Consider the following 25,120-nt stretch of genomic DNA (forward strand, 5'->3'; position numbering starts at 1 on the left):
GTTAAGTGATTACTTCCCAAGGTTCAATATCGCCCTCGACTATTTTAAATATAGGATGCTGATCAAAAATGGAAACAACTTTGTATTCATTGAATTTAATCATATCCCTAATTTCTAACTTTCTCAAAAGGTGCTCTTTCTCAAAAGTCATTTGTCCAGTAGTAACTGAAATCTGTTTCAAACCAATCTGGTTAGAAAATTTTGTAGAATCGAAATTATATCCTCTCTGACAGGCTTCATCAAATACGTGTTTCAGGTATAGGTTTATGCCCGCAAGTGGGTCTTCCAATGCTTTAAATCTGATAAGCTGTGGATGGTTTTTATAGCCCTTGGTTTTACCCTCAAGGACATGCTTGGCTAGCAATGTTTCTCTCCAGAGCGCCACTAGGCCCTTTGCGTCTAGGTATCTTGGATGTATAGACCAAATTCTCAATCGTGAGTGATTTTTTTGCCTACCTTATCACGAATTTTATAAAATTCATATTGGAGTTCTGTACCCTCCTTTTTATCAAATCGGAAAGTGTTGGTTTTCGCATCATATAAAATTTCAAAATATTGCTCTTCCAGCTCTCCTGACATGACATGCGTACTGCGAATGTTAGAATCTCTTAGATACAGCTTGCTGGCATAATCAATAGGCATTTCCAACATGATAAAATCTTCGAGATACAAGTCATGATCTTCTCCATTCATTTTGATCACAATCCGGTCTTTGGTTTTTTGAAACTGTGTCCTGTAGAGGTAGACTGTACCCACAACATCCGCACTGCTTGAAGAGGCTTCATCAAAGTTGCGCTTATTGTAATACTCCACAACTGTTTCAATCTCCTTCCATTTAAACTTAAAGCCAGAAGCAGTAATGTAGGCCATTGACTCTGCATCGTCGTTTACAAATGACTTCAGTATCTCTAATCGCTGTAATTTTTCTGACTTGGACTCGGTCACCTCAAAGACTTTTTCGAGCCGTTCGCCTTTTTCCATATAAAGGCTTTGGTTATTGCCTGTCCCTTCGAACAAGGATAGATTCCCAACACAAAGTCGCCTCACTACCAAGTAATCATTACCACCTTCCGTCTCTGGGTTTTGCTTGAAAAAATAGGTTTTTTCTTTCATTCCTTCACTATATCCGTATACCGCATCGTACGGGAAGGCATGAAATTCCTTGGTCACCTCATGTTTGATCTCGACCTGATCTTCCAAGACTGCCATTCGGGTATAGGGTATTCGTTCACCTGTTTTCAGCACCAGACTGTCCTGTGCAAAAACAAAATTTTGGAATAAAATCAAAAAGAAAAATAGCACTAATGCCCTCATGAATCAGCAGATTTGTTACACAATCATCCTCAAATATATAAAAGGACAGCAGTCCTGAATCCCTACTGATACGAAAGAATAAAAAAAGTTCCGATAAAATCGGGACCTAATCCATAAACCTAATTCTCAAAACTGTATTCTGTACAGTATATCTGGGAAGAACCCAATTTGCTCTACCACATTGATCTCATCGGTTACTTCATTATATCTTTTCACGAACTCATTTTTTCTATTGGTGACATTCTGCAGATCTACAAAAAACTGATGTGATACGCTTTTCTTTGCACTATTGATTCTGACTCCAAATTTTACGTCCCACCTGAAGTAATTACCATATCTCATGGTATAGGCTTCATCTTCAAACCTGACTTCATCACCTGCATTGTTTCGTGTGCCGTCTAGATCGATAGGTGTATAAGGTTTTCCCCCAGAGGTAGTCAGTTTGGTGTCGAAAGTCCAAGCGTTTTTGTTGCCTTTACCAAATTTCCATTCTTTGCCAAATAATACATTATAGACGAAGTGGTTGTTGAAAGCCGTGTTTCTTTCCACGCCATCACTTCCTTCATATTTGGAATCAAATACTGAGGTAGTCATGAGCAAATAGTAATTATTACTAAAAAACTTCTCAAGTGTTATCTCTGCCCCGTAGTTTTTGCCAATCCCTTCATTGACCAGCGATCCTTTTTCTTCAAATACAAAATCTGCTCCCTCATTGAGAATAGAGTAACTGCTTGCTATCTGCTCTACTGGTACATCAAAAATGTATTGGTAGTACGTTTCTGCTTTCAATCTCCAGCTTGGGCCAAGATTTCTGTCGTATGCCAGGACTACGTGATGGCTTTTAGTAAAACCTAAACCATCGTTAGTCATTTCGTAATTACCAGGACTTACCTCTTCTTCATAGAACAGAATAGGACTAGGTACTGCTTGCGCATGTAGCCCATACGCCACACTGAGACGTTGTGCTGGGTCGAATTGCCAGCTAAGTGCGGCACGGGGTTCTATGATGGATGATTCCGTGAAACTGTGATATTGACCATGAAAACCACCCGTAATACTCAGTTGATCAGTCACATTATATTCCACTTGAGCAAAACCTTGGGAAACTAGATACTGATCCTTAAAATCCCTGATCAAACGAAAATCGTCTGGTACTCCATCATTATTTGCGTCAGGAATTCCTGCTTGATTGTCTCGGTCTTCCACAAAGAAATTAGCATCATAGAGTTCTGCCACTATTCCCGCTCTCAGCGACCAGCTTGCATTAAATTTCTTATTGAACGTAGAGGAAAAATTGTATCTGATTTCCGTATTATCAACATTTGTCGAGCGATACTTCATCAAAGTATTCCCTGTGTTATCACGTACAATATTGTCCTGATAGTAATTGTTAGTAGTGGCAGAAACGCCCAATATCGTTTTCAGATATGTCGTTTTATTGAGTCTAATCAAGTGCGAAAGGCCAAGAACCCCCAAATCACTATCTACATAAGCATCTTCATTGGGGTTGGCAAATAAGTCAGTTTCGTCAATTTCGTCTCCAAAAAAATCTATACTACTTAGTCCGCCCAATCCGAAGATTTCAAACCTACCGATTTTGGAATCTCCAAGGTTAGCCTTAAAAGAGAAATCATGGTAAATAGGTACAGCACTCGTGCCGGGAGCCGCGAATCTTGCAATCCCATACCTATACGAAGCCACAAAGGACGAATTGTTGTCTTTTTTCATTGGCCCTTCGGCCATAAACTCCAAACCAGAAAAGGCAGATAATTGTCCTGTGAACTCATATTTGTCGGTATTCCCATTTCTAAAATTGACATCAAAAACGGCCGCATTTGCATTACCATATTCTGAAGGAAATGCGCCAGTCATAAAATCTGAATTCCTAAGCAGATTAGTATTGAGAGCACTTACAGGCCCACCTGTTGCACCTACTGTATTATAATGATTTACGGTAGCCACAGGCATTCCTTCAATTCTCCATAAGAGTCCACTGGGTGAGTTCCCTCTCACCACAATATCATTTCTGGAATCGTCTGGGGCACTCACTCCCGCGAACGACGCTGCCATTCTTGCGACATCATTTCTACCACCCGAGAACCTGGTCACTTCTTCCAAACTAAATGTTCGAGCGCTTACTTTGGCTAGTTCATTGATGGGCAAGTCCTTATTGGCATCTGCAGTCACAACGATTTCCTCCATTTTTTCAACGGATTCCTCTAGTTTGATCTGAAGCACCACTTCTTTACCTGTAGTCACAAGTACATTGGGAATTGTCTGATTTTTATACCCCAGGTATTGTATCATCAATGCCTGCCTTCCAATAGGTACATTTTCTAGCTTGAAATACCCGTCTGCGTCTGCGACTGTACCATGATATGGGTCAGAGCCAATGAGCCCCACAGTGGCTCCAAAGAGCGGATATTCTGCTTGGGCATCGAGTATTTGCCCTTTTACTGTTTGGGTTTGTGCTTTTGCCTTCAGGCTAAGAAGAGCGACCAATAGGCCAACTGCAACAATCAACTTCTTATTCATGGTTTCTGGTTTTGAATTTTCATTATAGACTCGAAAATAGGATTGAGGTTTACGTTTGATGGTTTCAAAATGACTGAGTTGGGAAATTTTCTGGATGAATCGGGGAAATCGCAGGATGAACTTTGCACATAAAACAGATTGATTCAAGCGAGATTTTAATGGATTGATCATCAGAAATTCCTGCTTCACCATCTCCAATAGTCTGATATGGGGAAAACCTGATATTATTGCAACTATGAAATGGCCAAGCGAAAAAGTAATTAGATGGGTTGGGATTCCTATAGTGGGATTAATCATGACTTTTATTATCAAAGACCATGAGCATAAAGAACAGTCATTCTTAATGAATGTTCTCATCTCTACAATCTTCACTGCCGTACTATGGAATGGCGCGATGGCAATTATTTTTACCTTAAGAGACTGGATGCCAGAAGTTTCTCAAACAAGTAAAAGGCTGCTTGTCACCTACCTATTCGTAACACTGTTTATGATCATTTGCCCTAATCTCATCCGGCTTGGACTTGGCATTAGTACATGGACGGAAATCATTCAATTCAAAACTATTTTCTCTCATTCTGAAATCAATATGGTGGTGGCCTTCATGGTTTCATCTATTTATGAAGGAGCCTATTTTTTTGGTAAATGGAAAGAGTCTTTTGCCTTGGCCGAAAAATTTAGAAATCAGCAAATCAGAACCCAATTCGAAGTCTTGCAGAATCAGATGAGCCCTCATTTCCTATTCAATAGCCTAAATACGCTAACAACTCTAATTGCTGAAGATCAGAAAACAGCAATTGATTTTACACAAACCTTATCTGAAGTGTATAGGTATATCCTTCAAAACAAAGAGAAGGAACTGGTTAAACTTAGTGAGGAATTAAGTTTTTCCAAGTCCTATGTTTATCTGCTTCAAATGAGATACCCTGAAAATCTAAATGTCCGATTTTCCATAGAAGCCACACATGAGGAGCGTTATATCGCACCACTTACTCTTCAGATGCTAATTGAAAATGCCATTAAGCACAATGTCATTTCTAAAACAGATCCGTTACAAATTGATATTTATGTTGAAAAAGACAAAGTCCTTGTGGTAAAAAATAATCTCCAGCTAAAAAATACATTAGAGAAATCTACCAAAACCGGGTTGGCCAATATCCGCAAGCGTTATGAGTATCTCGGTCAGCGTCAAATTGATGTAATCACTTCGCAAAAAAATTATATGGTAGCTGTACCTTTGATTGAAATGTTGACCGAACTTGAGTTTGCTAAAGAACTGGCTTATGAAGGTACTGATCATTGAGGACGAAGCGCCAGCTTTTCGCCGCTTGCAAAAACTACTGGAAGAAATTGACGAGTCCATTCAGATCGTAGAAGTTTTTGATGGTGTGCAAGAAACGGTGAAGTGGCTCAATCATCATCAGTGTCCAGATCTTATTTTTATGGACATTCAGCTGAGTGATGGGTTAAGTTTCGAAATTTTCGAACAAGTAGAAATATCCAAGCCTGTGATTTTCACCACGGCATTTGATGAATATATGCTCAAGGCCTTTAAAGTCAATAGCATAGACTACTTACTCAAACCAATCAACAAGGAAGACCTTGCGCGAAGTTTAGATAAATACCGTACGCTCAAATCTCAATTTTCGGATGTTCAGCCCCCCTCTATTCAGGAACTTATAAAAAAAATCCGATTGGATGATCGTAAATTCAAATCTCGTTTTTTGGTGAAAATGGGGGAAAAGATGATGTCTGTAGAAACTGAGGACATCCTGTGCTTTATGGCTAAATCTGGCCTGGTATATTTGCTCACAAAAGGCGGGAAAAAATATTTGCTGGATCAAACCTTGGATGATATCTGCAAAGAGCTAGATCCAGAAAAATACTATCGTGCCAATCGACAATACTTATTGAATTATGCTGCAATAGAGGCCGTGCACAAATTTGGAAAAAGCAAATTACTCGTAGAAACATCCTTTGAGCACGAAGAACAAATAATAGTAAGTAGCGAAAAAGCCACTGCTTTCAAGCAGTGGCTTGGGTAATTTCTCTAAAATAATATTTTTAACTACTTTCCTATTTTCCATTCATCATCAGGTGTTCCGACGAAGCAATTTGGAGTTACTGGGAATTCGGCTGTAATCACATAATAATAAGTGCCCTCAGGATATTCAGGTGTGATGCCTGTTCGTCCATTACACTCATCCAAGTCTCCAAGACCTGCTACATATTCAAAGTCCTGAATATAGGTGCCATCATGTGTTCCATCAGGATAGTCTTCTCCAGCTGTGCCAGTGCCCGTTCTAGATCCCGATTTCAGTTGATAGCTGGATTCCAGTTCCATAATTCCACTGGTAGCATCTTCTGCATCAACGTATCCAAACTTGTAATATATCGGAAACCCATCTGCTGCGAACCCATAAATCAAGGAATGTCTGCTTCCATCTTCTTCATCTGCTAAGGCCACTATATCTCCATGATAATGATAGTTTCCGGCAGTGGTTACATGAGCACCATAGGCATCCAGATCAGTTTGATTTTCTTTATAAACAGCAGATTGCCATTCCCAATTTTCCTCTTCTGTGTCTGGATGCGTCCATGGTTTCAATCCCATGGGGTGAAACTCCACACCATTCACAGCTACCCCAAACTGATAGAATTTGTCGTTTGAAGGGGTGGGGCCTCCAGTTTCGTCATATACGTAAGTAATACTTCCAGCCTCAACTGGAGTCAAATCCAAATCATGTGTAGATTCCATAGCTGTTGGAGTTCCATTCGGGAAATTTTCTACCGCATGGCTTGGGTACTGATTAGATGAAATAGTCCTGATATCACCGTCAATAGAAAAACAAACCTGACTTACGGTCGTACTCGTCGTTTCACAAGAGGTAGTAGAGCCTTCTTCTGCATCATACTGATGGTTGTAGACATGAGCACCTGTATAAGGAATCAGTTTGAAATAATAGGACATATCTGATTCCAGAATGGTAATATCTAACGAAGTGATAGATGTACCATTGTAGATCAATTGCTGACCCACTCCCTGGTAAGAAGTACTGGCGTCATCGTCATCCCCATCTGTCAAGTCAGTGAAACTATCCTCAGTATTAATTAAAATGGCATAACCTGACGCGTCCGTTACGGCTGCCCAAGAGTCTATGGTTAGTCCGTTTCCATCTTGGTTGCTAAATGCGAAATCAGCTGTAGTAGAAGTTGAGGCTTCATTGACAGTCACACTAAAAGTATCTGAGACAGAAGCGTCACTTGGGTCTTTGGCTGTTACAGTTACTTCTGTTTCTCCTGTGCCCACTTCCGTAATGGTCAATGTCGTTCCAGATATACTGACCGTCACAACAGCTTCATCAGCACTTACAGCATTTAAAATCAGCTCGTCACTATCAGCATCATCAAATACATTCATCAGCTCAACAGTAGCTGCACTAAAGCCTTCTGATAATGTTTGATCTGATATTTCATTCGTTACAGTCGGCGTGTTATTCGTATCTCCTTCTTCAGAAATTTTTAAGGTGAAAGAATCCGTTACACTCTTGCCTTCTTCATCTTCAGCTTTTACAGTAATATTTGTTGAGCCATTTCCTACTTCAGAAATTGTAAGTGTGGTACCTGCTATGGCAACAGTGGCAACCCCCTCATCGCTCGAAGTTGCACTTAATGTCAAGTCGTCTCCATCCGCATCTGCAAAAACATCTGAAAGCGCGACTGTTTCGCTACCAAAGCCAGAAGTCAAAGACAAATCGGGAATAACATCCTCAATAGTAGGTGCATGGTTTTCGTCCTGAGCAGGCTCGTCCTCCGTACAGGCTAACATAATATTGAGTAGCAAAATCGCCACCAAGGTTGATTTTAATTGATTTTTAATCTCTCTCATCGCTAGTATTTTATAGTTGTAGAGAATCTTTTCTTACTTAATCGAAATGACCTTCTTTTATCGTGAAAAGACGCTTTTATAATGTTTAATTGATTTTCTATGATTTCTAGGAGTACTGTGTTTTCGACCTGAATTTCAGAAATATTCTGAATGGGTATGTCAAGTTTTGCCATCACCACGATGACGTCATCTAGAAAAATAAATTCTTCGTAATCAAATGAAGCCTTAATCCCATTTATCGACAGACTCATGTGAGTATTTAAGTATTGTGAAAGTGCACAGTTCCAATCCTCTTTGGTGCTTCCTACGTCATTACCTACAGCTTCCACCAGATTGGCCTTGTCCAGCCGAATTTCCATGAAATAGGCCTGGTCTTTTTCAAACAAGTCGAATAATCCAAAATTTAGGTCATGAGCTATTGCTGGCAGCCCACCATTCAATACAAGAAGTGAAAGCACTATACATACCTTTTTCATAGCAGATACAAAATTATTGATCTTCCAGGGATACAACGAGATCAAATAAACTTACCCTACTCATAAAATTTTTGAGTACATCATATCAGCAATCCCGTTGGGTATTAAACTCGATTAATCAATTCGCAATTATTCTCACGTTCTGTTATCATTTCGTTAAAATATTAACCACACCCTTTGATTTTTGTCAACAATTGGCTTAAATACAAATTTCCCGTTTATCTTTGAACCCTGAATTATTAATCCTCGTTGAAGGAATCACTTCCCGACAAAACGAAATGAACAAAACAACATTAAATAATATCTCAATAATGAACATCTGTTGGATGTGTTGTTGCTGTATGCTGTCATATAGCGGGAGATATACATTTAATGAATTATTGAAGGATAGAAGTTAATCAACATAACAATAAGACATTAAAAAGCCTCTCCCGAGAAATCAGGAGAGGCTTTTTTATTGGACTAAAATCAGAAAATACCATGCAAAGTTTTAGATCAGAACTTGAAAATCTAGAAAATCCAGTTGTCCAAAAAGACATCATTGCCCTGGCAGACAAAATTCAAATTTTCCGAGAAGGGAAAATTGATCCGGACAAATTCAGAAGCTTGAGGCTAGCCCGTGGAGTTTACGGTCAGCGTCAGCCAGGCAACCAGATGGTTCGTATCAAAATACCATTTGGCAAGATGAGTGTAAAGCAGTTGAAAAGAATTGCAGATATCTCTAACGAATTCGGCGGTGGAAACCTACACGCCACTACTCGTCAAGACATTCAAGTACACTACGTAAGTCTGGATCGCACACCAGAGCTTTGGGCCAAGCTTGAGCAAGACGATATCACGCTGCGCGAAGCCTGTGGAAATACACTTAGAAATGTAACTGCCTCTCCTGTCGCTGGTATTGATAAAGATGAGCCATTTGATGTCTCTCCTTATGCGCACGCTTTATTCAAGTACTTCTTGAGAAATCCTGTTTGTCAGGAAATGGGACGTAAGTTTAAAATTTCATTTTCATCAAGTGAAAAAGATACTGGGATTTCATTCATTCATGACATTGGGTTTATCCCTAAAGTGAAAACTGAAGGTGGCAAAGAAGTTCGTGGGTTTAAGGTCATGATTGGTGGTGGTCTAGGTGCACAGCCCGTGCCTGCTCAGAAAGCATACGACTTCCTGCCAGAAGATCAAATGATTCCATTTGCTGAAGCTCTTTTACGAGTTTTCGATCGCTATGGCGAAAGAAAAAGAAGAATGAAAGCTCGTTTCAAATTCTTGATTACTGAAATCGGAATTGACGAAGTGATGAGACTAGTGGAAGAAGAACGAAAGGCTTTGAGCACACAGTCTTATGTAGTTAAAAATCTTTTGGGTCAACCCAGATTGCCAGAGCAATTAGTCTTTTCTGACAAAGCCATTAACGATCAGGAAAAATATGAGGCTTGGAGAAATACCAACGTTTGGGAACAGAAACAAGAGGGTTTTTATGCAGTCTCTATCAAATTACCAAATGGTGACATGAATTGGGAAAAAGCACATGCCTTTGGTGATGTGGTTTTGAAATATGCTGCAGATGACATTCGTGTAACTGTGAATCAAGGGTATATCCTTCGATTCGTGAAAGAAGAAAGTTTGAAGTCGCTTTATGCTGAACTTGAAGCTTTGAACCTTGCTGATCCGGGCTTCAACAGCACAGCAGATATCATCGCTTGTGCGGGTACTGACACTTGTAACTTAGGTATCTCGAACAGTACCAGAGTGGCTTTGGAATTGGAAAATGTAATCGAACAGGAATACCCTGAGCTGATCAAAAACAATAACCTCCACATCAAAATCAGTGGATGTCCTAACTCTTGTGGTCAGCACGCCATTGCGTCCATTGGGTTTCATGGTTCGTCCTTGAGAAACAAAGTCAACAAAAAAACTGTCCCGGCCGTGCAAGTTTTGCTTGGAGGGGGATTGGGTAGTAATGGCGACGGTTTTATTGCCGAAAAGGTAATCAAAGTACCAAGTAAACGCACCCCAGACGTCCTTCGTGTTTTGTTCAATGACTATGAAGAAAACGCCAATGAAGGTGAGTACTACTATGACTACTTCAGAAGACAGGGCAAAGATTATTTCTATCAGCTGTTGAAATTCTTGGCCGACCTGGAAACGCTTAAACCAACAGATTATATTGACTGGGGCAAAGAAGAGCAGTTTGAAGTAGAGACTGAGGTTGGAGAATGTGCGGGTGTAATCATAGACTTGTTCTCTACCTTGATGCACGATGCGGAAGAAAAATTTGTCTGGGCGCAGGAAGCTTTTGAAGGAGGAAATATCGCCGATTCCATTTATCATACGTATAATGTATTTATCAATGCAGCAAAAGCTTTGTTGATTGACAAGGGCATTACAGTGAATAATCAGGTAAGTGTGATGAACGCCTTTGAGGAAGAGTTTGGTCAGGATTTCAAGAGCCTGACTGGAGGAACATTCAAAGATTTTGTTTTAAAAATCAATCAAAACGAACCTTCTGAAGCTTTTGCTATCTCTTATAGAGAAGATGCGGCTAAGTTTTTGGAAAGAATAAAAGAAGTACAGAAAGACTTGTTGGTGGAAGAACCAGCATAACTAGAATCAAGATATAAGAGCCAAGAGTCAAGATTTTTTTGGTTCTTGATTCTCAAAATCTAAAAAGTAATAAAATGAAAAATCTAAAAGCTCCTAAATTAACCTTGGTGGGTGCAGGTCCGGGCGATCCGGATTTGATCACCCTTAAAGGCATCAAAGCTTTGAAAGTTGCCGACGTCGTGTTGTACGACGCATTGGCTAATGAGGAGCTTTTAGATTTTTGTTCTCATGGCACGAAGAAAATTTTTGTGGGTAAACGAGCTGGATTACACCATTATCAGCAGCATGTCATCAATCAGATGATTGTAGATCATGCGATGCAATATGGGCATGTGGTGAGACTCAAAGGTGGCGACCCCTATGTGTTTGGTAGGGGACATGAAGAGCTAGAATATGCCGAAAAGCATGGATTGTTAGTTGACTTAGTACCTGGTGTGACCAGTGCCATTTCTGTCCCAGCATTAAACCAAATTCCTTTGACTCGTAGAGGTATCAACGAAAGTTTTTGGGTGTTGACTGGCACCACAAAAAGTGGCCAACTATCCTCAGACATACAGCACGCAGCTAAATCATCTGCTACTAGCGTGATTCTCATGGGGGTGAAAAAACTGCCTGAAATCTTGGCCATTTATTCCAAAAGCGGAAAGACAGAAACGCCTGCGGCTATCATCCAGAATGGTTCTAGACCAGAAGAAAAAATCGTGATTGGAAATGTAAGCAACCTAGAAGAATTGGCATTAAAAAATAATATCGGCTCTCCTGCTATTATAGTCATTGGAGAAACTGTAGCTTTAGGTAAGGAAAAACTAAACAGCACCCTGGATAAAATCGTTTTATCCAAATAAACTCCCAAAACCATGAAATCGCTCAAAAACGGTAATAATCTTTTTCCAGTGTTTTTTAAACTTGAGCAACTCCATTTACTTATTGTAGGTGGTGGCAACGTGGGATTGGAAAAATTGACCTCCGTGCTGACCAACAGCCCTTCTACCAGCATTCGGCTGGTTGCGAAAGAAATCAGTGACGAAGTTCGAGACTTTGTCAAAGATCATCCCAACGTGAAACTGATTGAAAGAGAATTCAGGCCTTATGATCTGGAGGATATCGAATTGGTCATAGTGGGAATAGACGATACACGAACAAGTGAATTGATCAGAGACATGGCCAAAGTGCGTGGTTTATTAGTGAATGTAGCAGACAAACCAGAGCTATGTGACTTCTACTTAGGTTCAGTAGTGAAAAAAGGTGATCTAAAAATCGCCATCTCTACCAATGGCAAATCGCCTACTGTAGCCAAGCGCATCAAAGAATACCTCAACGAATCCATTCCAGAATCCATCGACGAAGTGTTGCAAAACATGAACAAAATTCGAGAAAAACTCCACGGCAATTTTGATTTCAAAGTGCGCACGCTGAATAGTATTACCAAAGATTGGTTGAAGAAGTAACTCAGCTCACCTAAGCGATTGGTTCAAGTAACTTCCCCATTTTTATTTTCTACGCTTCAACAAAAGATCACCATCCAAAGAAGTGGCTTTTAGGGTATCATTGATATCCTCAAGTTGTAAATGGTTGATAATGAATTTTAGTTTAAATTCATTAGACGACGCTTCCAAAGTCATATTCGAAGGATCAAGGTTCGTCTCAGAAACTTTTCCATGGGTTTGTATTAACTCACCTATTTTCTCAGTAAACGCAAAGTCAATAGTATCATTCTGGCCTATAAAAAAGAGACCTAGGGAATTACCACTGTTTAGCAAAATCTGGCATGAAGATTCGTCAATGGTTATTGCACGTATAGCTTCTTTACCCTGATAATTGTACAAATTAACCCGTGTCAGGTAGTCAAACTCATCCAAAGCCATTACATCTGTGGTTTCAATCGAATAGCCAAAATAAGCATCAGAACTGTTGATATATTTATAACTGTAGCTTAGCCCCATCGATCGCATATAAATTTCAGCTTCGTTTCTATATTTGTTGGAGTCCAGAGAGAGCACGATGAGCGAATCCAAATTTTGCTGATAAATGGGTCGGATACTGGCTAATCCATGATAATCGTCGAGATAGTTTACAATAGAATAGACTTCATTGTGCAGAGAGTCTGACAGCACGCCTTTATTCGTGCCCTCTTTTTTTGAATAGAACCAATTAGGCAAACTGTCTGCTTCCCAAACCACTTCGTTGACGACCTTTCCGTCTTTCAATAAATGGTTGTCATTCAAAATCGTAACGAGTCTTTTCGCTTGACTTTTTTCGCTAATGATAAACATGCCCCAAGGCCCAAAAGACATTAAGCCTAGTGTGACGGCAAGAGACATAGGAATGAACTTGATGTTTGTTCTGCCAACGGTGAAATAAGTCGCAACTATGGCTAACCAAATACCAAGCAGCACAATCACGTATCTATTGATCGTAATTCCATAATCTGAGATTCGCATGGCAATGGCGAAAAAGAGTAGCGCTATCAGTGGAAACAATAGCAAATAAAACGCACTTGTAGACTTCTTTATCCAGCCATTTTCCTTCAGTTCTCCATACGGGTAGAATAAAAGTACTGTGAGAATACCCAATACGGAAACACATGAAATCAAGTAAGAAACTATGCCCTTGGGCCAATCCCAAAAGATGGTAATTTTAGACCCATAGGCGTATAAAATAATCAGATAAAGAACCAAAAGAGGAAGTAAAACATACTGCGCAAATACTTTGAGCCCATTGGGATACTCTCGCTCATTATCCAATACTTCCAAGTCAGACGGAATTCCAGACAAGAAAAACCAAGTATTAAAAAGACCAATAATTACAATGAACAATTCAAAATATAGCTCATCATGAATCTCAATATCAAACAAGAGCTTTAACGCTGTAAGGGCTAGAACTAAACCTACATATAAGAATCCTGAATATAATATGGATGTCAATATCCGAATGAACAAGGTCTTGTTAAAGTTCCAAAAGCCATTCAGTTTTTTGCCATTGACATAGGGACTAAATGATACCAGGAGGTGAACTATGATGTTGAATATCCCATACCTGATGTATGGAATGGAGGTATTGTGGGTATGTTCGGCATTAGGCAATGACAAATAGATTCCCAGTAGTATGAAACCCGCCACAATATGTGCACCTATCTTAAAAGACGAATCAATCCCTTTTTTAGAGCTGATGATCGAAACACAGAAAAACAAAGGAATACCCAGTGCAAATGTGATCAAGCCATTGATGAATGGGAAGTAATTGGATATTTCATCCTCATATTCAACCAGATATATAGAAAGACAAACAGCACACAGTGCACTCAATAGGGTTATTGGGAATCTCAATAAGGATCCTTTAGCTGAACGGAACAGGTAATTGATTGAAGCTAGATTCATAGACGAACATTTTTGAGCAAATCAAAAATGAAAAGATACATCTATCTCCGAACATTATAAATACATTTTGGCTTATCCGTGAAATCATCTATTTTTCTTAGTTTTAACTTATATCCAACTGGCCGCCGTACTCGATTTTAAACAAATGAAAATTGTCACCTCAATCATCTTTACGGTCTTGTGGCTTTCAAATACTCAAGCTCAACCAGTACAAGAGCGTATATCAGCCTTGGCAGATACTGTTCCTGACCTTAGATCACAGGTGGATCAACTGTTTTTGCTGTCGGATGAGTACGGTCACTCTCAGCCTGAAAATAGAAAGTACATTGGTGAAAAATTGTTAGAAATAGGCCAGCAATTGAATGACAACTTCATCCAGGGACGAGGTCACGAGGTCATAGGATCAGCCATGGCTTTCTCGGATTTCCCTGTGGCCATCCAGAATTTACTTCAGGCCGTTTCCATTTTTGAAGAGCTCAAAAATGATGAGTGGTTGGCCAAAGTCTACTCTGATCTTTCCGTAGTTTACCAAAGCATGAACGAAAAAGAGAATGCCATCACCTCAATAAATAAAGCCGCGGATTATGCTTACCAAGCGGGTGATTCCAGCTTTATTTCTACCGTCTATACCAACAAATCTTCTATTTACTATCACTTTAAGAACATTGATTCAGCACTTTACAATGGAAAAATAGCTTTGGCCTATAAGAAGGCATTAAATCAAAAAAGAGGCACCAACCTGATACTGCTAAATCTGGGCCTGATCATGACAGAGTATGATTCTTTGTTGGATGAGGGCTTATCCCTAATACTTGAAGCCAAAGACTTGGCACTAGAGAGAGATGACGGAGTGATGCTCTCAGACGTGATCGCCAATTTGATCTATGTCTACTACCGTTATGATGATATAAAAAGTTGCTATGCCTATATAGACTCTGCTGTATGGGCGGCTGACTCGGTAGACAATGACTACACCCTCCAGGCCGTACACAGAATGGCTCAAGAGGTCTATTCAGAGTTTGGTAAAATGGATAAAGCCTATGCTCATTTGCTCAAGGAGTATGAAATGGAAAAAGAACTCAGAGGGCTACAGGTACAGAAAAAATTTGAAATACTCGAACTCAACTACAAAAATGAAAAGGGGCTGAGACAGATTGCTGTATTAGAAAAGGAAAAGGCACAAACGCAGACCAGATACACTGTTGCCATTATGATTGCGCTCTTTACCATTTTGGTAGCTGCATTGATTTATGTAGTAACCAAAAGAAACGCGAAGATCAGAGAAAGAGAATTGACCTTAGAACTTGAGCACAAGAAACGTGAACTGGCCTCCTACGCTATCAATTTTGTGCAAAAAAATACCTTGTTCGGCGAACTGAAAGTGCGAATGACTGAACTTCAAAAAATAATGGGGCCAGAATCAGCCAAAGAAATTAAACAAATCAAAAGACTGATAGAAGACAATCACAGGGCAGACAAAGAATGGGAAAACTTTAAGTTGCGATTTGAAGAAGTACATGAAGACTTTTTCAAGAACCTCACTGCTAAATTTCCCGATTTAGGCAACGCTGAAATCAAACTCTGTGCACTACTTCGACTAAATCTTAATTTGAAAGAATCTTCACACATTCTTGGTATTTCGCCTGATAGTGTGAAAACGGCCAGACATCGCCTGAGAAAAAAATTAGGCTTGAACACTGAAGACAACCTTGTCCAGTTTTTGACAGTCCATCTTTAATCTCATAGTATCCATGGTGGGATCAATTGGATTTACCTAAGAGAATCGAAACATATCCTCTACTTGCCCTCTTCTTTGTTGAAATAGCTTTATTTTAGTTTCGGACGAGATTCTACCAGCATTTGAAAATTACATTATTCTTATTGTTTTTTTCTTTGACGCTGTCGTATGGTACGACTGCTTATGAGAAAAGAAGTACCTCTTTAGAGGTTAAAACGATCTATGAGTTTTCCTATTGGATAGACGAAGACGGACAAGCCAATGTACAGCAAGCTTCAGGTGTACTGGAGAACTCATTTTTCAAAGCCAACGATTCAGATCATGTAAATTTTGCTATTACTGACTCAGTAGTCTGGCTGGCCTTCAACATACAGCCTGAAAAAACAATCCAATACCTCAGTCCAGGAAATGAATCAACCATTTGGCAAGCGGCCTTATACACCAAAGATTCATTAGGAAAATACAGACGCCTATCGTCATACGATCATCTCAAGGCAACATCCGAATACTTGCCGTTTAGAACGCTAGGCATCCCGTTGTCAAATACTGGCACGGGAGATTACTTGCTTAGACTTTCTGCCAGAAGACATAGAAACTATATACTGAAAACAGGTGGATTGTCAGAAATGACAAGTTATTTGATTCAAAAGGAAATCATTCCGGTTGCATTCATAGCCTTCATGCTATGCATCTTTATTTACAACATATTTCTGTTTGTCTCGACCAAAGACCGTGTTTTCATTCCTTATTTAGTCTATGTACTTTTTATACTGTTTGCAGTTCCATTTCATGGCGGATATGTGCTCTTCAGTACCGCATGGATGTGGCAGGGCGTGCCGTTTTATACCGTCTGGACAAGTATTGGCTATCTGTCTGGTGGTTTATTTGCCCTGCTCTACTTAGACTTAGGGCGTACTGCACCACGATTTGCTAAAATTATCATCTTTTTGATGTTGATTCTGGTAATAGTTGTGCCCGTTTTGGATGCATCACTCATGGTACCCATTGGTACTATGGCTAAGATTGTTTCCATTGCTTCATTACTTTTCAATTTGAATCTCTGGGGTGCGTCAGTTTATGTCTGGATCAAAGGTCTGGCTAATGCCCAGTTTTATGCCACTGGTTGGTTATTTGCCATTTCCAGTATGGTGCTTTTTATTCTGTCCACCAATGGCGTGATCCCCTACAATAGTTTTGTTGAGCAGTCCTTTTATTATGGTTTTGCGATTGAAGCTGTACTGTTTGCCTTTGCACTGGGTGATCGCATGAACGTGCTGAAAAAAGAAAAACGAGCCCTAGAAGTCGAGCATGTCAATTATATCACTGAGCAAAATCGACTGTTAGCCAAACAGTCATTTATGAACTCTCACTTATTGAGAGCCCCATTGTCGAGAATTATGGGGCTTACGAATTTGCTCAAATACACTAACTCCAGGGAAGAGAACGATCATTTTGTAGATCTTGTCGAACAATCTACAGTGGAAATGGATGACATTGCCAAAAAGATGTCAGCCATGCTCGAAGAGCATGGCTATTTGGATGAATATCAAGAAGATTTTGAAGAAGTAAAACAGAGTATTTATAGAGACTTAAAAAAGGGAAAGGGCAATCCATGAGTCTAAAATACTTCCTCAATGAGGTCTTTGTTTACCACTACGCCAGCCTTGGTGCCTGAGGCAACCGCCAACGAAAGTGATCTCATGGTAGAATTGTCTCCACAGGCATATACACCCGGTACACTTGTCAACTGAAAACCATCAACATGAATGAGGCCTTGTTCATTCAACTGGCAACCCAACTCCTCAGGAATTCTACTGTGCTGCACAAATTCGGGCCCAGAATAGATCGCGCGAAGCTCTACTTTGGTATCATCTTCTAATACTATTGCTTGCACCTGTCCATTTACATGCTGAATTCTTTTTATTGGAGTTTCAACTATTGAAATAGCATGTTTTGAAATTTGTTTGGTTTGATCTGCAGTCAAAGTAGAAGGGCCATGCGTGAAGACTGTTAGCTCGTCTGTCCAGTTCGAAATCAAAGTGGCATAGTGATGCGCTTTTTCACCATTTGCAACAATACCTGTTTTTAGCTGCCTGATTTCGTAACCATGGCAATATGGACAGTGCACGACTGATTGCCCCCAGCATTCGGCAAACCCTTCAATGTCTGGCATGATGTCTTTTAAGCCTGTTGCAAAAATTAATTTCTTGGCAGAAAAAATGATTCCATCCGCTGTTGTAATAGTAAATCCTCCAGGTATTTTATTTCCTCCAATGGCCAGGCCCTCATAGAACTGAACAGTATTATATTTTTCTACTTGAGATTTGGCAATAGCCGATATTTCATCTGGTGCCACGCCATCTTGCGTGAGCAAATTGTGAGCATGTGGTGTAGGTAGATTACATGGCTTTCCTGCATCAATTACTAGCACTTTTCTAAGTGAGCGTCCTAGGGCAAGTGCGGCTGATAGCCCAGCATAGCTACCGCCAATGATGATAACTTCAAAAGATTTGTCCATTGCGTTTGATTTAGTTTTCACAATGATACGTCATAAATGCAATAATGTTGCATTTATGACTCCTTCCTAATCAACCAAAATATTCTATCATAAGAAAGAATGTAGTGAGCCAGACTCACAGCACCCAAACTCCAAGCGTATATGGATAAGGTCAAGTCCAATAAAGACCAAATAGCTGCTACAAAAATGAAACCCTCAATCACCAATCGAATGGCTCCTGATACAGGTATTGGTGCTTTGCCAGATCGACTCGGGTCGTTAGGTACAGCAAAAACACCCCATACTGCTGCCGATACTAATGGTAATCCTATTGCTAACAGATAGCCAATCCATCCGTCAGCAGATTTTGCTCCCCAGAGACCAAGAGAAAACAAAGCGGATAATTCAAGCAAAAACCTAATCGTCAGATTGACTGGATGGGTACTCATAATTTTTATTTAATAATTGTCCTAAGTGCATTTACTCGTTCGTCATAGTCATGAAAACAAAAAGAATCAAGAAATGGATATTACACACAAGTTACAAATTAACGCCACTGCTCGAACGATAAAAGACGCCGTGGCTACGCAAACGGGTATTACGGGCTGGTGGTCTAAGGATTGTCAAGTAGGCGAATCTGAAGGGGAAAACTCTCTGCTCAAATTTGACAAGCAAGGCACTATTGTAGAAATGGGCTTCAAAACTATTTCGGTCACAGCTAGTCAGGTGATTTGGGAGTGTACCACCAATGCCAACCCAGCTTGGATAGGCACTAAAATTATCACAGATATTGCTTCAAAGGATAGTGGTAGTGAGGTGGTATTTTCTCATGCTGGCTTTGACGACAACTGGGCTAGACAAGAACCCTTTGAAATGACCAAACAGGGATGGGAACACTTTGTGAATAGCCTGGTAAGCTACTGTGAAACTGGATCAGGTCAGCCTTGGTAAAATATCTTGAAACAGTCTTATCATCATTTGCGTTGAGACTGTTTCATCCTTTTCTATCACCTTAAAAGAACATGAGATGAATGCGAACAATCAAAATTTGAAACTCTCCAATCCGTACGGCACTTCTGGCAAAGTACCAGAATGGAGAATGCTGACCAGTTACGAGAAACTTCATTTGACTTCGTGTAAGAAGTAAGTTTATTTCTTACACGAAGCCTAGCTGCTATTTCATTCCTGGTACGCCTATAGGCTTGTCTATTTCCCAAATGGATCTATCTAATTCCCTATTGTCGGGATACACCTCATTGAGCTCATCACCTGTATACAGTCTACCATTTTTCATCACTTGATAAATCGTATTGGTATTTCTAATATCGTCCAGTGGGTTCTTATCGAAAATCACCAAATCCGCCAGCTTACCTAACTCTAGAGAACCCAAATCATTGTCCAGACCAATACCTCTTGCCCCATGAATGGTAGCTGCTTTTAATATATCGTGTGATGAAATACCTCCACTTTGCATGGCCCAGAGTTCCCAATGATAACCCAGCCCCTGCAATTGTCCATGACTACCCACTGCAGGGTACCCTCCTGCTGCATCCAGGTCTTTTACAAATTCTGCATGACGCTCAAAAATGTGTTCTTCTTTCACAAACCACGCTCCCCTTCTTCTGGATTTTTGATCCAATTCTTCATGGGCACTGAACCTTTGTAACTTCTCGTCGTTGTGCACATCTTCAGTGGCATAGAAATATTCTTCCCCCCAGGGGCCTCCATAAGCTACCAACAAAGTAGGTGTGTAAGTGGTGCCTGCTTTTGCTACAAATTGGATGACGTCATTATATAAAGGGTAGATTGGAAAGCTATGTTCATGACCTGGAAAACCATCTGTAATTTGTGTCAAGTCCAGCTTCATATCCAATGCTCCTTCAGTTGTGGGCATTAGATTTTGCTCTTTGGCTGCCTGTATGATCCATTGACGTTGTTGGCGATTGCCTGTGATATACATTTTGATCGTTTTGGTATCGTAGTATTCACTGTACTGTTTCAACACCTTTCTTGCATGCGCCAAACTTTGAATGTTATTGGCCCAAAAGCCTACACCTGGTCCTGTCGAATAAATTCTCGGCCCTACCATATTGTTGGCTCTTACATGATCTGCATAAGTCAAAACATCGTCAGATCCTGTTTGTGGATCCCTTGTGGTGGTAACACCATAGGCCAAATTGGCGGCATACATCCAGACCTGTTCTTTATGAATTCCCCACTCTGGCCACATGTGTGCGTGGGTATCCACAAAGCCAGGTGCCATGGTTTTTCCAGACAAATCCATGGTCTTGGTTCCTGATGGGACTGTAAGCGACCCTGATTGACCAATCGCCTTGATCCGATTGTTGCTAATAAGAATGTCTCCTTTTTCAATGACCTCATCTCCTTTCATCGTGATGATTCTGGCGTTTTGCAACAATAGAGAGCCTTTAGGAATATCGCGATCAATCATTACTTTTACACGAACCTCAGCCGCTTCATACATGGGCTCCTCCTTGTCTTCCTCCTCTTTCTTTTCTTCTTTATCCTTGTCTACTTCCTCGCCTTCCTCTTTCTTCTTTTTCTTTTCTTCTGCTTCAGCCTTTTTTGCCGCCTTCAAACTATCTACAAAGGCAATCGCTTCTGGAATATCATAATCAAAAAAAGCATTCCCCAAAGTGAAATGAACCTTCTTACCACCAGCATTCCAAGTAGCAAAATGCCCTCCCATGCTGGTCACTTGTCGTGCCGGGAATTCCGCATCAGCTGGTTTTGCCACTGATATTTCTATCGTCTTTCCTCCTTTATAGGGCACGGTTACTACATAAACATCATTATTAATTTGTACCAAGGCCTCCTGCCCATTCGGCGACAAACGAATCATTTCTGCTTTAGATGGATCCTTTGCTCCGAAAGTAGTAATACCAGTGACAGTCAAGTGTTCTTTGGCATCCGTTCCATCCCAACGAATAGAAACCAATCCTTTTTCATAATTGGTGAAATAGATGCGGTCATTGACATTCGTAAAATGTGGAGTGAACCTACCCTTGGTTCTGTCAATTACAGTTGTTTTTCCTCCACTTGCTGGCACCCATGCAATCTCTGCATCTATGCCTCTATGAAACGGACTATAAGCATCATCAAATTTCTGTGCTGGCCCCTGAATGAATACAATGCGGCCAGATTTAGACCAGGCGGGCTCCATGTACACACCAGTAGTAGCAGTCAGTTTTACAGGTTTTGGTTTGCCCTGTACATTTACTTTGTTCAAGTTTCCACCTCCTTTTTTCCAGGTGGTATAGGCGATCCACTTGCTATCTGGTGACCAGGCTGGGTATCCTTCAGACTCTGTAGATTTGGTAAGTCTTCTAGGGGTTCCAGACGGATAATCCATGACATAGAGTTTGTCCAAAACTGAAAAAGCTAACTTTGATCCATCTGGCGAAAGTTTAGCATCCCTGATTTGTCTTGCGATAAATTGTGGATCATCAGAAATTGGGTAATCAAAATCTAGCTCTGGGCCTAAGTCCAATTGAACATCCACTGAAAATGGGATTTCAACTGCATCTCCTCCAGCCACAGGCACCTTATAAATTTTTCCACCATAGGAAGTCACCAAGTACTGATTGTCTGGAGTAAAAGACATACCTGGCAAAACATCCATGGTCGCAATGGATTCCTGTTCATCTCTCTGCACGGGATAAGCCAGCCAGCGCTCTTCTCCACTTTTTAAATCTCTAAGTATTAGACCTGTTTTAGTTTCAAACCTGGTCCCGTAGACCAACCACTTACCATTAGGTGAGATAGTAGGTGTAAAGGCTGAGCCATAGCGATCTGTTATGACCTCAGACTCGTCAGTTTCACGGTCGTAAACTACCAACTGGTATTGCGGCAACTGCGCATTGTAGTGCCACCCTCTATGTCTTTGGGAATACCAAATATATCTTCCGTCTGGTGTTATAGCTGGCTCTACGGTTTTCATTTCTTTAGGTTCATCAATGAGCTGAGCGCCACCTCCACCATCTTTGTGATACAACCAAAGCTTGGTTTGTCTCAAAGCCAAAGCGCCACCTTTGGATACCACCAAATAATTGCCATCAGGTGTCCAGTCGGCAGATTGCATGCTACTGCTGCTACCCTTGGTGATTTGTTTCTGTTCTCTAGATTCCAAATCAATGCGCCAGAGGTTTTCACTTCCGCTCTTGTCAGATATAAAAGCTATAGATTTTCCATCAGGACTGAATCTTGGGTGCGTGTCATAAGGCATGCCTGAAGTCAGTGTATCAGCTTTCCCTCCAGCGATTGGTAATAGATACAAATCTCCTAACATATCAAATACAATCGTTTGCCCATCTGGGCTCACATCCAAAGAAATCCATGTGCCTTGGTTTGTTGTGAACTCTATTTTTCTAGTGGGTTCTAAGGGCAGTTCCTTAGTTGCTTTTTTGACTGTGTCAGATTTGACGGTGTCTGATTGGAAAGTAAAGGCCTGCAAGTTTAGTGTGAGACACAAAACCATTGTGCCTAGAGAAGTGGTTTTTAGAAACATTGTTGAGAATTTTGGTTTCGATAAAAATGCCTCTTTCCTTCACGATCTCCAAATCTGATGTTATGGACGGTAAAATTGATTGAACTTATGGTATTGACCTCAATAAGGAGAGTTATTGGATAAATTCTGGTACGGTTGGCTCATCCTTAAAAAATTCTTTTGGCTTACCTTGACTCAATGCCCACCTGTGGATCCATGAAATCCCCCAATTATCAAAATATGTTACTTCTGTCTGATATGCTGTTTCCTTTAAGGCTTCTTCTTGTGAAACAAATTGATAACCGTGCGCCACATACTTTTGCATGACCTCATCTAAATACTGGGCATTGAGATAACTTGCATGGGTAAGTAAAGTCTGGGCAATCACACGACCAAAAAGCTTAATAGATTGGTTTTCATAATAAACCAATACTTGCTCCATATACTCCACATAAGCCTCTCCAATTTTTTCCATCAAAACTACATCTCCTTTCTTATAAGCATCACTATAGGCTTTGGCAAAACGCCAATCAGAATTGTCTATAGTGATAGGTGCCACGATATAGTTGTGATCAGCTAAAAATTGATTTAAAGAATCATAAGCTGATTGGGTCAGGCCCACTTGCAGATAGGGGTGTCTGAAATACTTGAGCTTCTTGCCATATTTTTTGAGTAGTGGTCTGGTCACTTGTTCCCCTCTGAGTATTCCTGCTGTATACTCATCAAATGGGGTGTTGTGATAGCTCAGATGAGCATAGGTATGATTGCCTAGGTCATAGCCATTACCTGCCCATAGTTCGAGATGCTTCACTTTGGTCATATCCAGCGTGTCTTTGGTGTAAACTTTTCTTTCATTCACATAACCAATCGCTGGAATCTGATATTTTTTGAACGTATGGATCAGACTGCGCGTAATGCCATAAGTGAAAGTAGTGTCATTTATACCATAATTTACTACCGTCAAGTCATCTACTGATAGACATACTTGCTTTGGTTGTGACTTTAGGTTAAAGGTAATCAGTAGAAAAGATGTGAATAGACTCAATGAAAAGTGCATACTAAGGATGGTTAATTTCTGAACAACAAGTTTAATAAAATATGAGTTTGATATCAGGCCATGACAGAAACCATTTCCAACACTTTTTGGCCTAGGTTTATATCACCAGAAATTTTCACTTCATGTCTTATATCATGAGGACGCAAGCTTTTGGTAAATAGCTTCCAAGAAATTTCAATAGGTATCTCAACAAGAACGTCAGAGGCATCATGGGGTTGATCTATCAATTGCCAACCCTCTGTCCCCTTTTTCAAAAACCAACTTCCTCCAGCATCAGATGAAATAGTTGTTTGAATTACGATTCCTTCGTCAGCCTTCACTGATTTAAAAGTATATGGCAAGGCAAGGAAAAAGATATCCATACACGGATAAAAAAACTCACGTGTCAAAATGCCATCCACACCCACAGCCTCTCTAATCTGCTGCTGATGGTGCCACTTTTCTGTGTACTCTCTCGCCAAGTGCATCCAGTTGAGACTCTTAGACTCACCCGCCCAGTTCACAGCAAAAATGGCCTCGTCACTTAAATCCAAGCTTTCGTAGTAATCAGTCACTAAAGGCCCAGTTGTCTGATGCAAAAGTTTTAACACTACTGGACTCAATCTTTTAGAGGCTTGTACCCAGTCTGCGTTCAATTGATTCAACCATTTTACCAACCCCACATAACTATCTATCTTAGGAGGCTGCTCCCCAAAGTATTTGTCGCGCTGCATGGAAAGTACTCTTAGGTTCCCATCCAAAAGGTGCGAGACTACATCCTTTACTTTCCATTGTTTGGCAACAGTCTGTGCATGCCAATCGTCTGAAGTCAAGGACTCCAATAACTCCGTCAACCTTGAATCCAATGGTCTAAAAAGTGTGCGTATATCAATCATGATTTTCTTTAGTCCTTGTGCACCATCATCCATTGCATGCCATATTTATCTTTGAGCATGCCAAAATGTTCGTCCAAGGGAAACAATACCTGGCCCTCTTCTGCCAATTGATTAAATACCTTTATTTTCAATTCTTGGGTAGGAAAAACTAAATAAGGAATGATCATGATTAAGGAGTTCTTTGTCATAAATATAGTATAACTACAATCTTGAATAAAAAATGAAATTTTCATTCTTATTCAGGATTGTAGTAT

At 40.3% G+C, this 25,120-nt stretch carries 20 protein-coding genes; 8 read left to right on the forward strand and 12 right to left on the reverse strand.

Annotated features, from left to right (window positions below):
• Window position 1: 1 nt before the first annotated feature.
• The 3 genes from B9A58_RS10205 to B9A58_RS10215 form a co-directional block, all read right to left on the reverse strand.
• Window positions 2–433, reverse strand: a complete 432-nt coding sequence (locus B9A58_RS10205) for a pyrimidine dimer DNA glycosylase/endonuclease V (RefSeq protein ID WP_084372745.1) — start codon at window positions 431–433, stop codon at window positions 2–4.
• Window positions 430–1,314, reverse strand: a complete 885-nt coding sequence (locus B9A58_RS10210; protein ID WP_084372746.1) for a hypothetical protein — start codon at window positions 1,312–1,314, stop codon at window positions 430–432. Before B9A58_RS10210 ends, B9A58_RS10205 begins: the two co-directional genes overlap by 4 nt.
• 126 nt (window positions 1,315–1,440) lie before the next feature.
• Entirely contained in the window at window positions 1,441–3,849 is a 2,409-nt protein-coding gene (locus tag B9A58_RS10215; protein WP_084373203.1) for a TonB-dependent receptor, read from the reverse strand.
• Window positions 3,850–4,144: 295 nt separating this feature from the next.
• Between B9A58_RS10215 and B9A58_RS10220 the strand changes: the two genes are divergently transcribed.
• Window positions 4,145–5,149: a sensor histidine kinase gene (locus B9A58_RS10220; RefSeq protein ID WP_245827057.1), complete on the forward strand. Its 1,005-nt coding sequence runs from the start codon at window positions 4,145–4,147 to the stop codon at window positions 5,147–5,149.
• Window positions 5,130–5,891, forward strand: coding sequence for a LytR/AlgR family response regulator transcription factor (locus B9A58_RS10225; RefSeq protein ID WP_084372748.1), 762 nt, complete (start codon window positions 5,130–5,132; stop codon window positions 5,889–5,891). The genes B9A58_RS10220 and B9A58_RS10225 overlap by 20 nt, the downstream gene beginning before the upstream one ends.
• Before the next feature lie 23 nt (window positions 5,892–5,914).
• On the opposite strand, the gene B9A58_RS10230 is transcribed toward B9A58_RS10225, so the two are convergent.
• The gene (locus B9A58_RS10230) at window positions 5,915–7,735 is read right to left on the reverse strand and encodes a YHYH protein (RefSeq protein WP_084372749.1); all 1,821 of its coding nucleotides are present in this window, start codon (window positions 7,733–7,735) and stop codon (window positions 5,915–5,917) included.
• 2 nt (window positions 7,736–7,737) lie between these two features.
• The gene (locus tag B9A58_RS10235; protein WP_139793829.1) at window positions 7,738–8,211 is read right to left on the reverse strand and encodes a DUF6702 family protein; all 474 of its coding nucleotides are present in this window, start codon (window positions 8,209–8,211) and stop codon (window positions 7,738–7,740) included.
• A gap of 480 nt (window positions 8,212–8,691) precedes the next feature.
• On the opposite strand from B9A58_RS10235, the gene B9A58_RS10240 reads away from it, so the two are divergent.
• From B9A58_RS10240 to B9A58_RS10250, 3 genes are all read left to right on the forward strand, one after another.
• Entirely contained in the window at window positions 8,692–10,815 is a 2,124-nt protein-coding gene (locus B9A58_RS10240) for a HEPN domain-containing protein (protein WP_084372751.1), read from the forward strand.
• Window positions 10,816–10,889: 74 nt separating this feature from the next.
• Window positions 10,890–11,660, forward strand: a complete 771-nt coding sequence (gene cobA, locus B9A58_RS10245; RefSeq protein ID WP_084372752.1) for a uroporphyrinogen-III C-methyltransferase — start codon at window positions 10,890–10,892, stop codon at window positions 11,658–11,660.
• Window positions 11,661–11,672: 12 nt separating this feature from the next.
• Complete coding sequence (locus B9A58_RS10250) at window positions 11,673–12,263, forward strand: precorrin-2 dehydrogenase/sirohydrochlorin ferrochelatase family protein (protein WP_084372753.1); 591 nt, start codon at window positions 11,673–11,675, stop codon at window positions 12,261–12,263.
• A gap of 42 nt (window positions 12,264–12,305) precedes the next feature.
• Here the strand turns inward: B9A58_RS10250 and B9A58_RS10255 are convergent, their stop codons facing one another.
• Window positions 12,306–14,192, reverse strand: coding sequence for a DUF4153 domain-containing protein (locus B9A58_RS10255; RefSeq protein WP_084372754.1), 1,887 nt, complete (start codon window positions 14,190–14,192; stop codon window positions 12,306–12,308).
• A 145-nt stretch (window positions 14,193–14,337) separates the two neighbouring features.
• Here B9A58_RS10255 and B9A58_RS10260 point away from each other — a divergent pair, with 145 nt between their 5' ends.
• Both B9A58_RS10260 and B9A58_RS10265 read left to right on the forward strand, forming a co-directional pair.
• Window positions 14,338–15,930, forward strand: a complete 1,593-nt coding sequence (locus tag B9A58_RS10260; RefSeq protein ID WP_084372755.1) for a helix-turn-helix transcriptional regulator — start codon at window positions 14,338–14,340, stop codon at window positions 15,928–15,930.
• Window positions 15,931–16,052: 122 nt separating this feature from the next.
• Window positions 16,053–17,546 carry a sensor histidine kinase gene (locus B9A58_RS10265; protein ID WP_084372756.1) on the forward strand — a complete coding sequence of 498 codons (1,494 nt, stop codon included), beginning with the start codon at window positions 16,053–16,055 and terminating at the stop codon, window positions 17,544–17,546.
• A 2-nt stretch (window positions 17,547–17,548) separates the two neighbouring features.
• On the opposite strand, the gene B9A58_RS10270 is transcribed toward B9A58_RS10265, so the two are convergent.
• Window positions 17,549–18,448, reverse strand: a complete 900-nt coding sequence (locus B9A58_RS10270; RefSeq protein WP_084372757.1) for an NAD(P)/FAD-dependent oxidoreductase — start codon at window positions 18,446–18,448, stop codon at window positions 17,549–17,551.
• Window positions 18,449–18,501: 53 nt separating this feature from the next.
• Window positions 18,502–18,876: a YrdB family protein gene (locus tag B9A58_RS10275; RefSeq protein WP_084372758.1), complete on the reverse strand. Its 375-nt coding sequence runs from the start codon at window positions 18,874–18,876 to the stop codon at window positions 18,502–18,504.
• Window positions 18,877–18,949: 73 nt separating this feature from the next.
• On the opposite strand from B9A58_RS10275, the gene B9A58_RS10280 reads away from it, so the two are divergent.
• The gene (locus B9A58_RS10280) at window positions 18,950–19,378 is read left to right on the forward strand and encodes an SRPBCC family protein (protein ID WP_139793830.1); all 429 of its coding nucleotides are present in this window, start codon (window positions 18,950–18,952) and stop codon (window positions 19,376–19,378) included.
• A 223-nt stretch (window positions 19,379–19,601) separates the two neighbouring features.
• Here the strand turns inward: B9A58_RS10280 and B9A58_RS10285 are convergent, their stop codons facing one another.
• The 4 genes from B9A58_RS10285 to B9A58_RS10300 all read right to left on the reverse strand — a co-directional run bounded on the left by B9A58_RS10285 (window position 19,602) and on the right by B9A58_RS10300 (window position 25,054).
• Window positions 19,602–22,955 carry an amidohydrolase family protein gene (locus B9A58_RS10285; RefSeq protein ID WP_084372760.1) on the reverse strand — a complete coding sequence of 1,118 codons (3,354 nt, stop codon included), beginning with the start codon at window positions 22,953–22,955 and terminating at the stop codon, window positions 19,602–19,604.
• Window positions 22,956–23,067: 112 nt separating this feature from the next.
• Window positions 23,068–23,991, reverse strand: a complete 924-nt coding sequence (locus tag B9A58_RS10290; protein ID WP_139793831.1) for a polysaccharide deacetylase family protein — start codon at window positions 23,989–23,991, stop codon at window positions 23,068–23,070.
• A 53-nt stretch (window positions 23,992–24,044) separates the two neighbouring features.
• Complete coding sequence (locus B9A58_RS10295) at window positions 24,045–24,899, reverse strand: maleylpyruvate isomerase N-terminal domain-containing protein (protein ID WP_084372761.1); 855 nt, start codon at window positions 24,897–24,899, stop codon at window positions 24,045–24,047.
• Entirely contained in the window at window positions 24,875–25,054 is a 180-nt protein-coding gene (locus B9A58_RS10300; RefSeq protein WP_084372762.1) for a VOC family protein, read from the reverse strand. The genes B9A58_RS10295 and B9A58_RS10300 overlap by 25 nt, the downstream gene beginning before the upstream one ends.
• Window positions 25,055–25,120: the final 66 nt, after the last annotated feature.

This window comes from Reichenbachiella faecimaris (assembly GCF_900176375.1).
Taxonomy (GTDB): Bacteria; Bacteroidota; Bacteroidia; order Cytophagales; family Cyclobacteriaceae; genus Reichenbachiella; species Reichenbachiella faecimaris.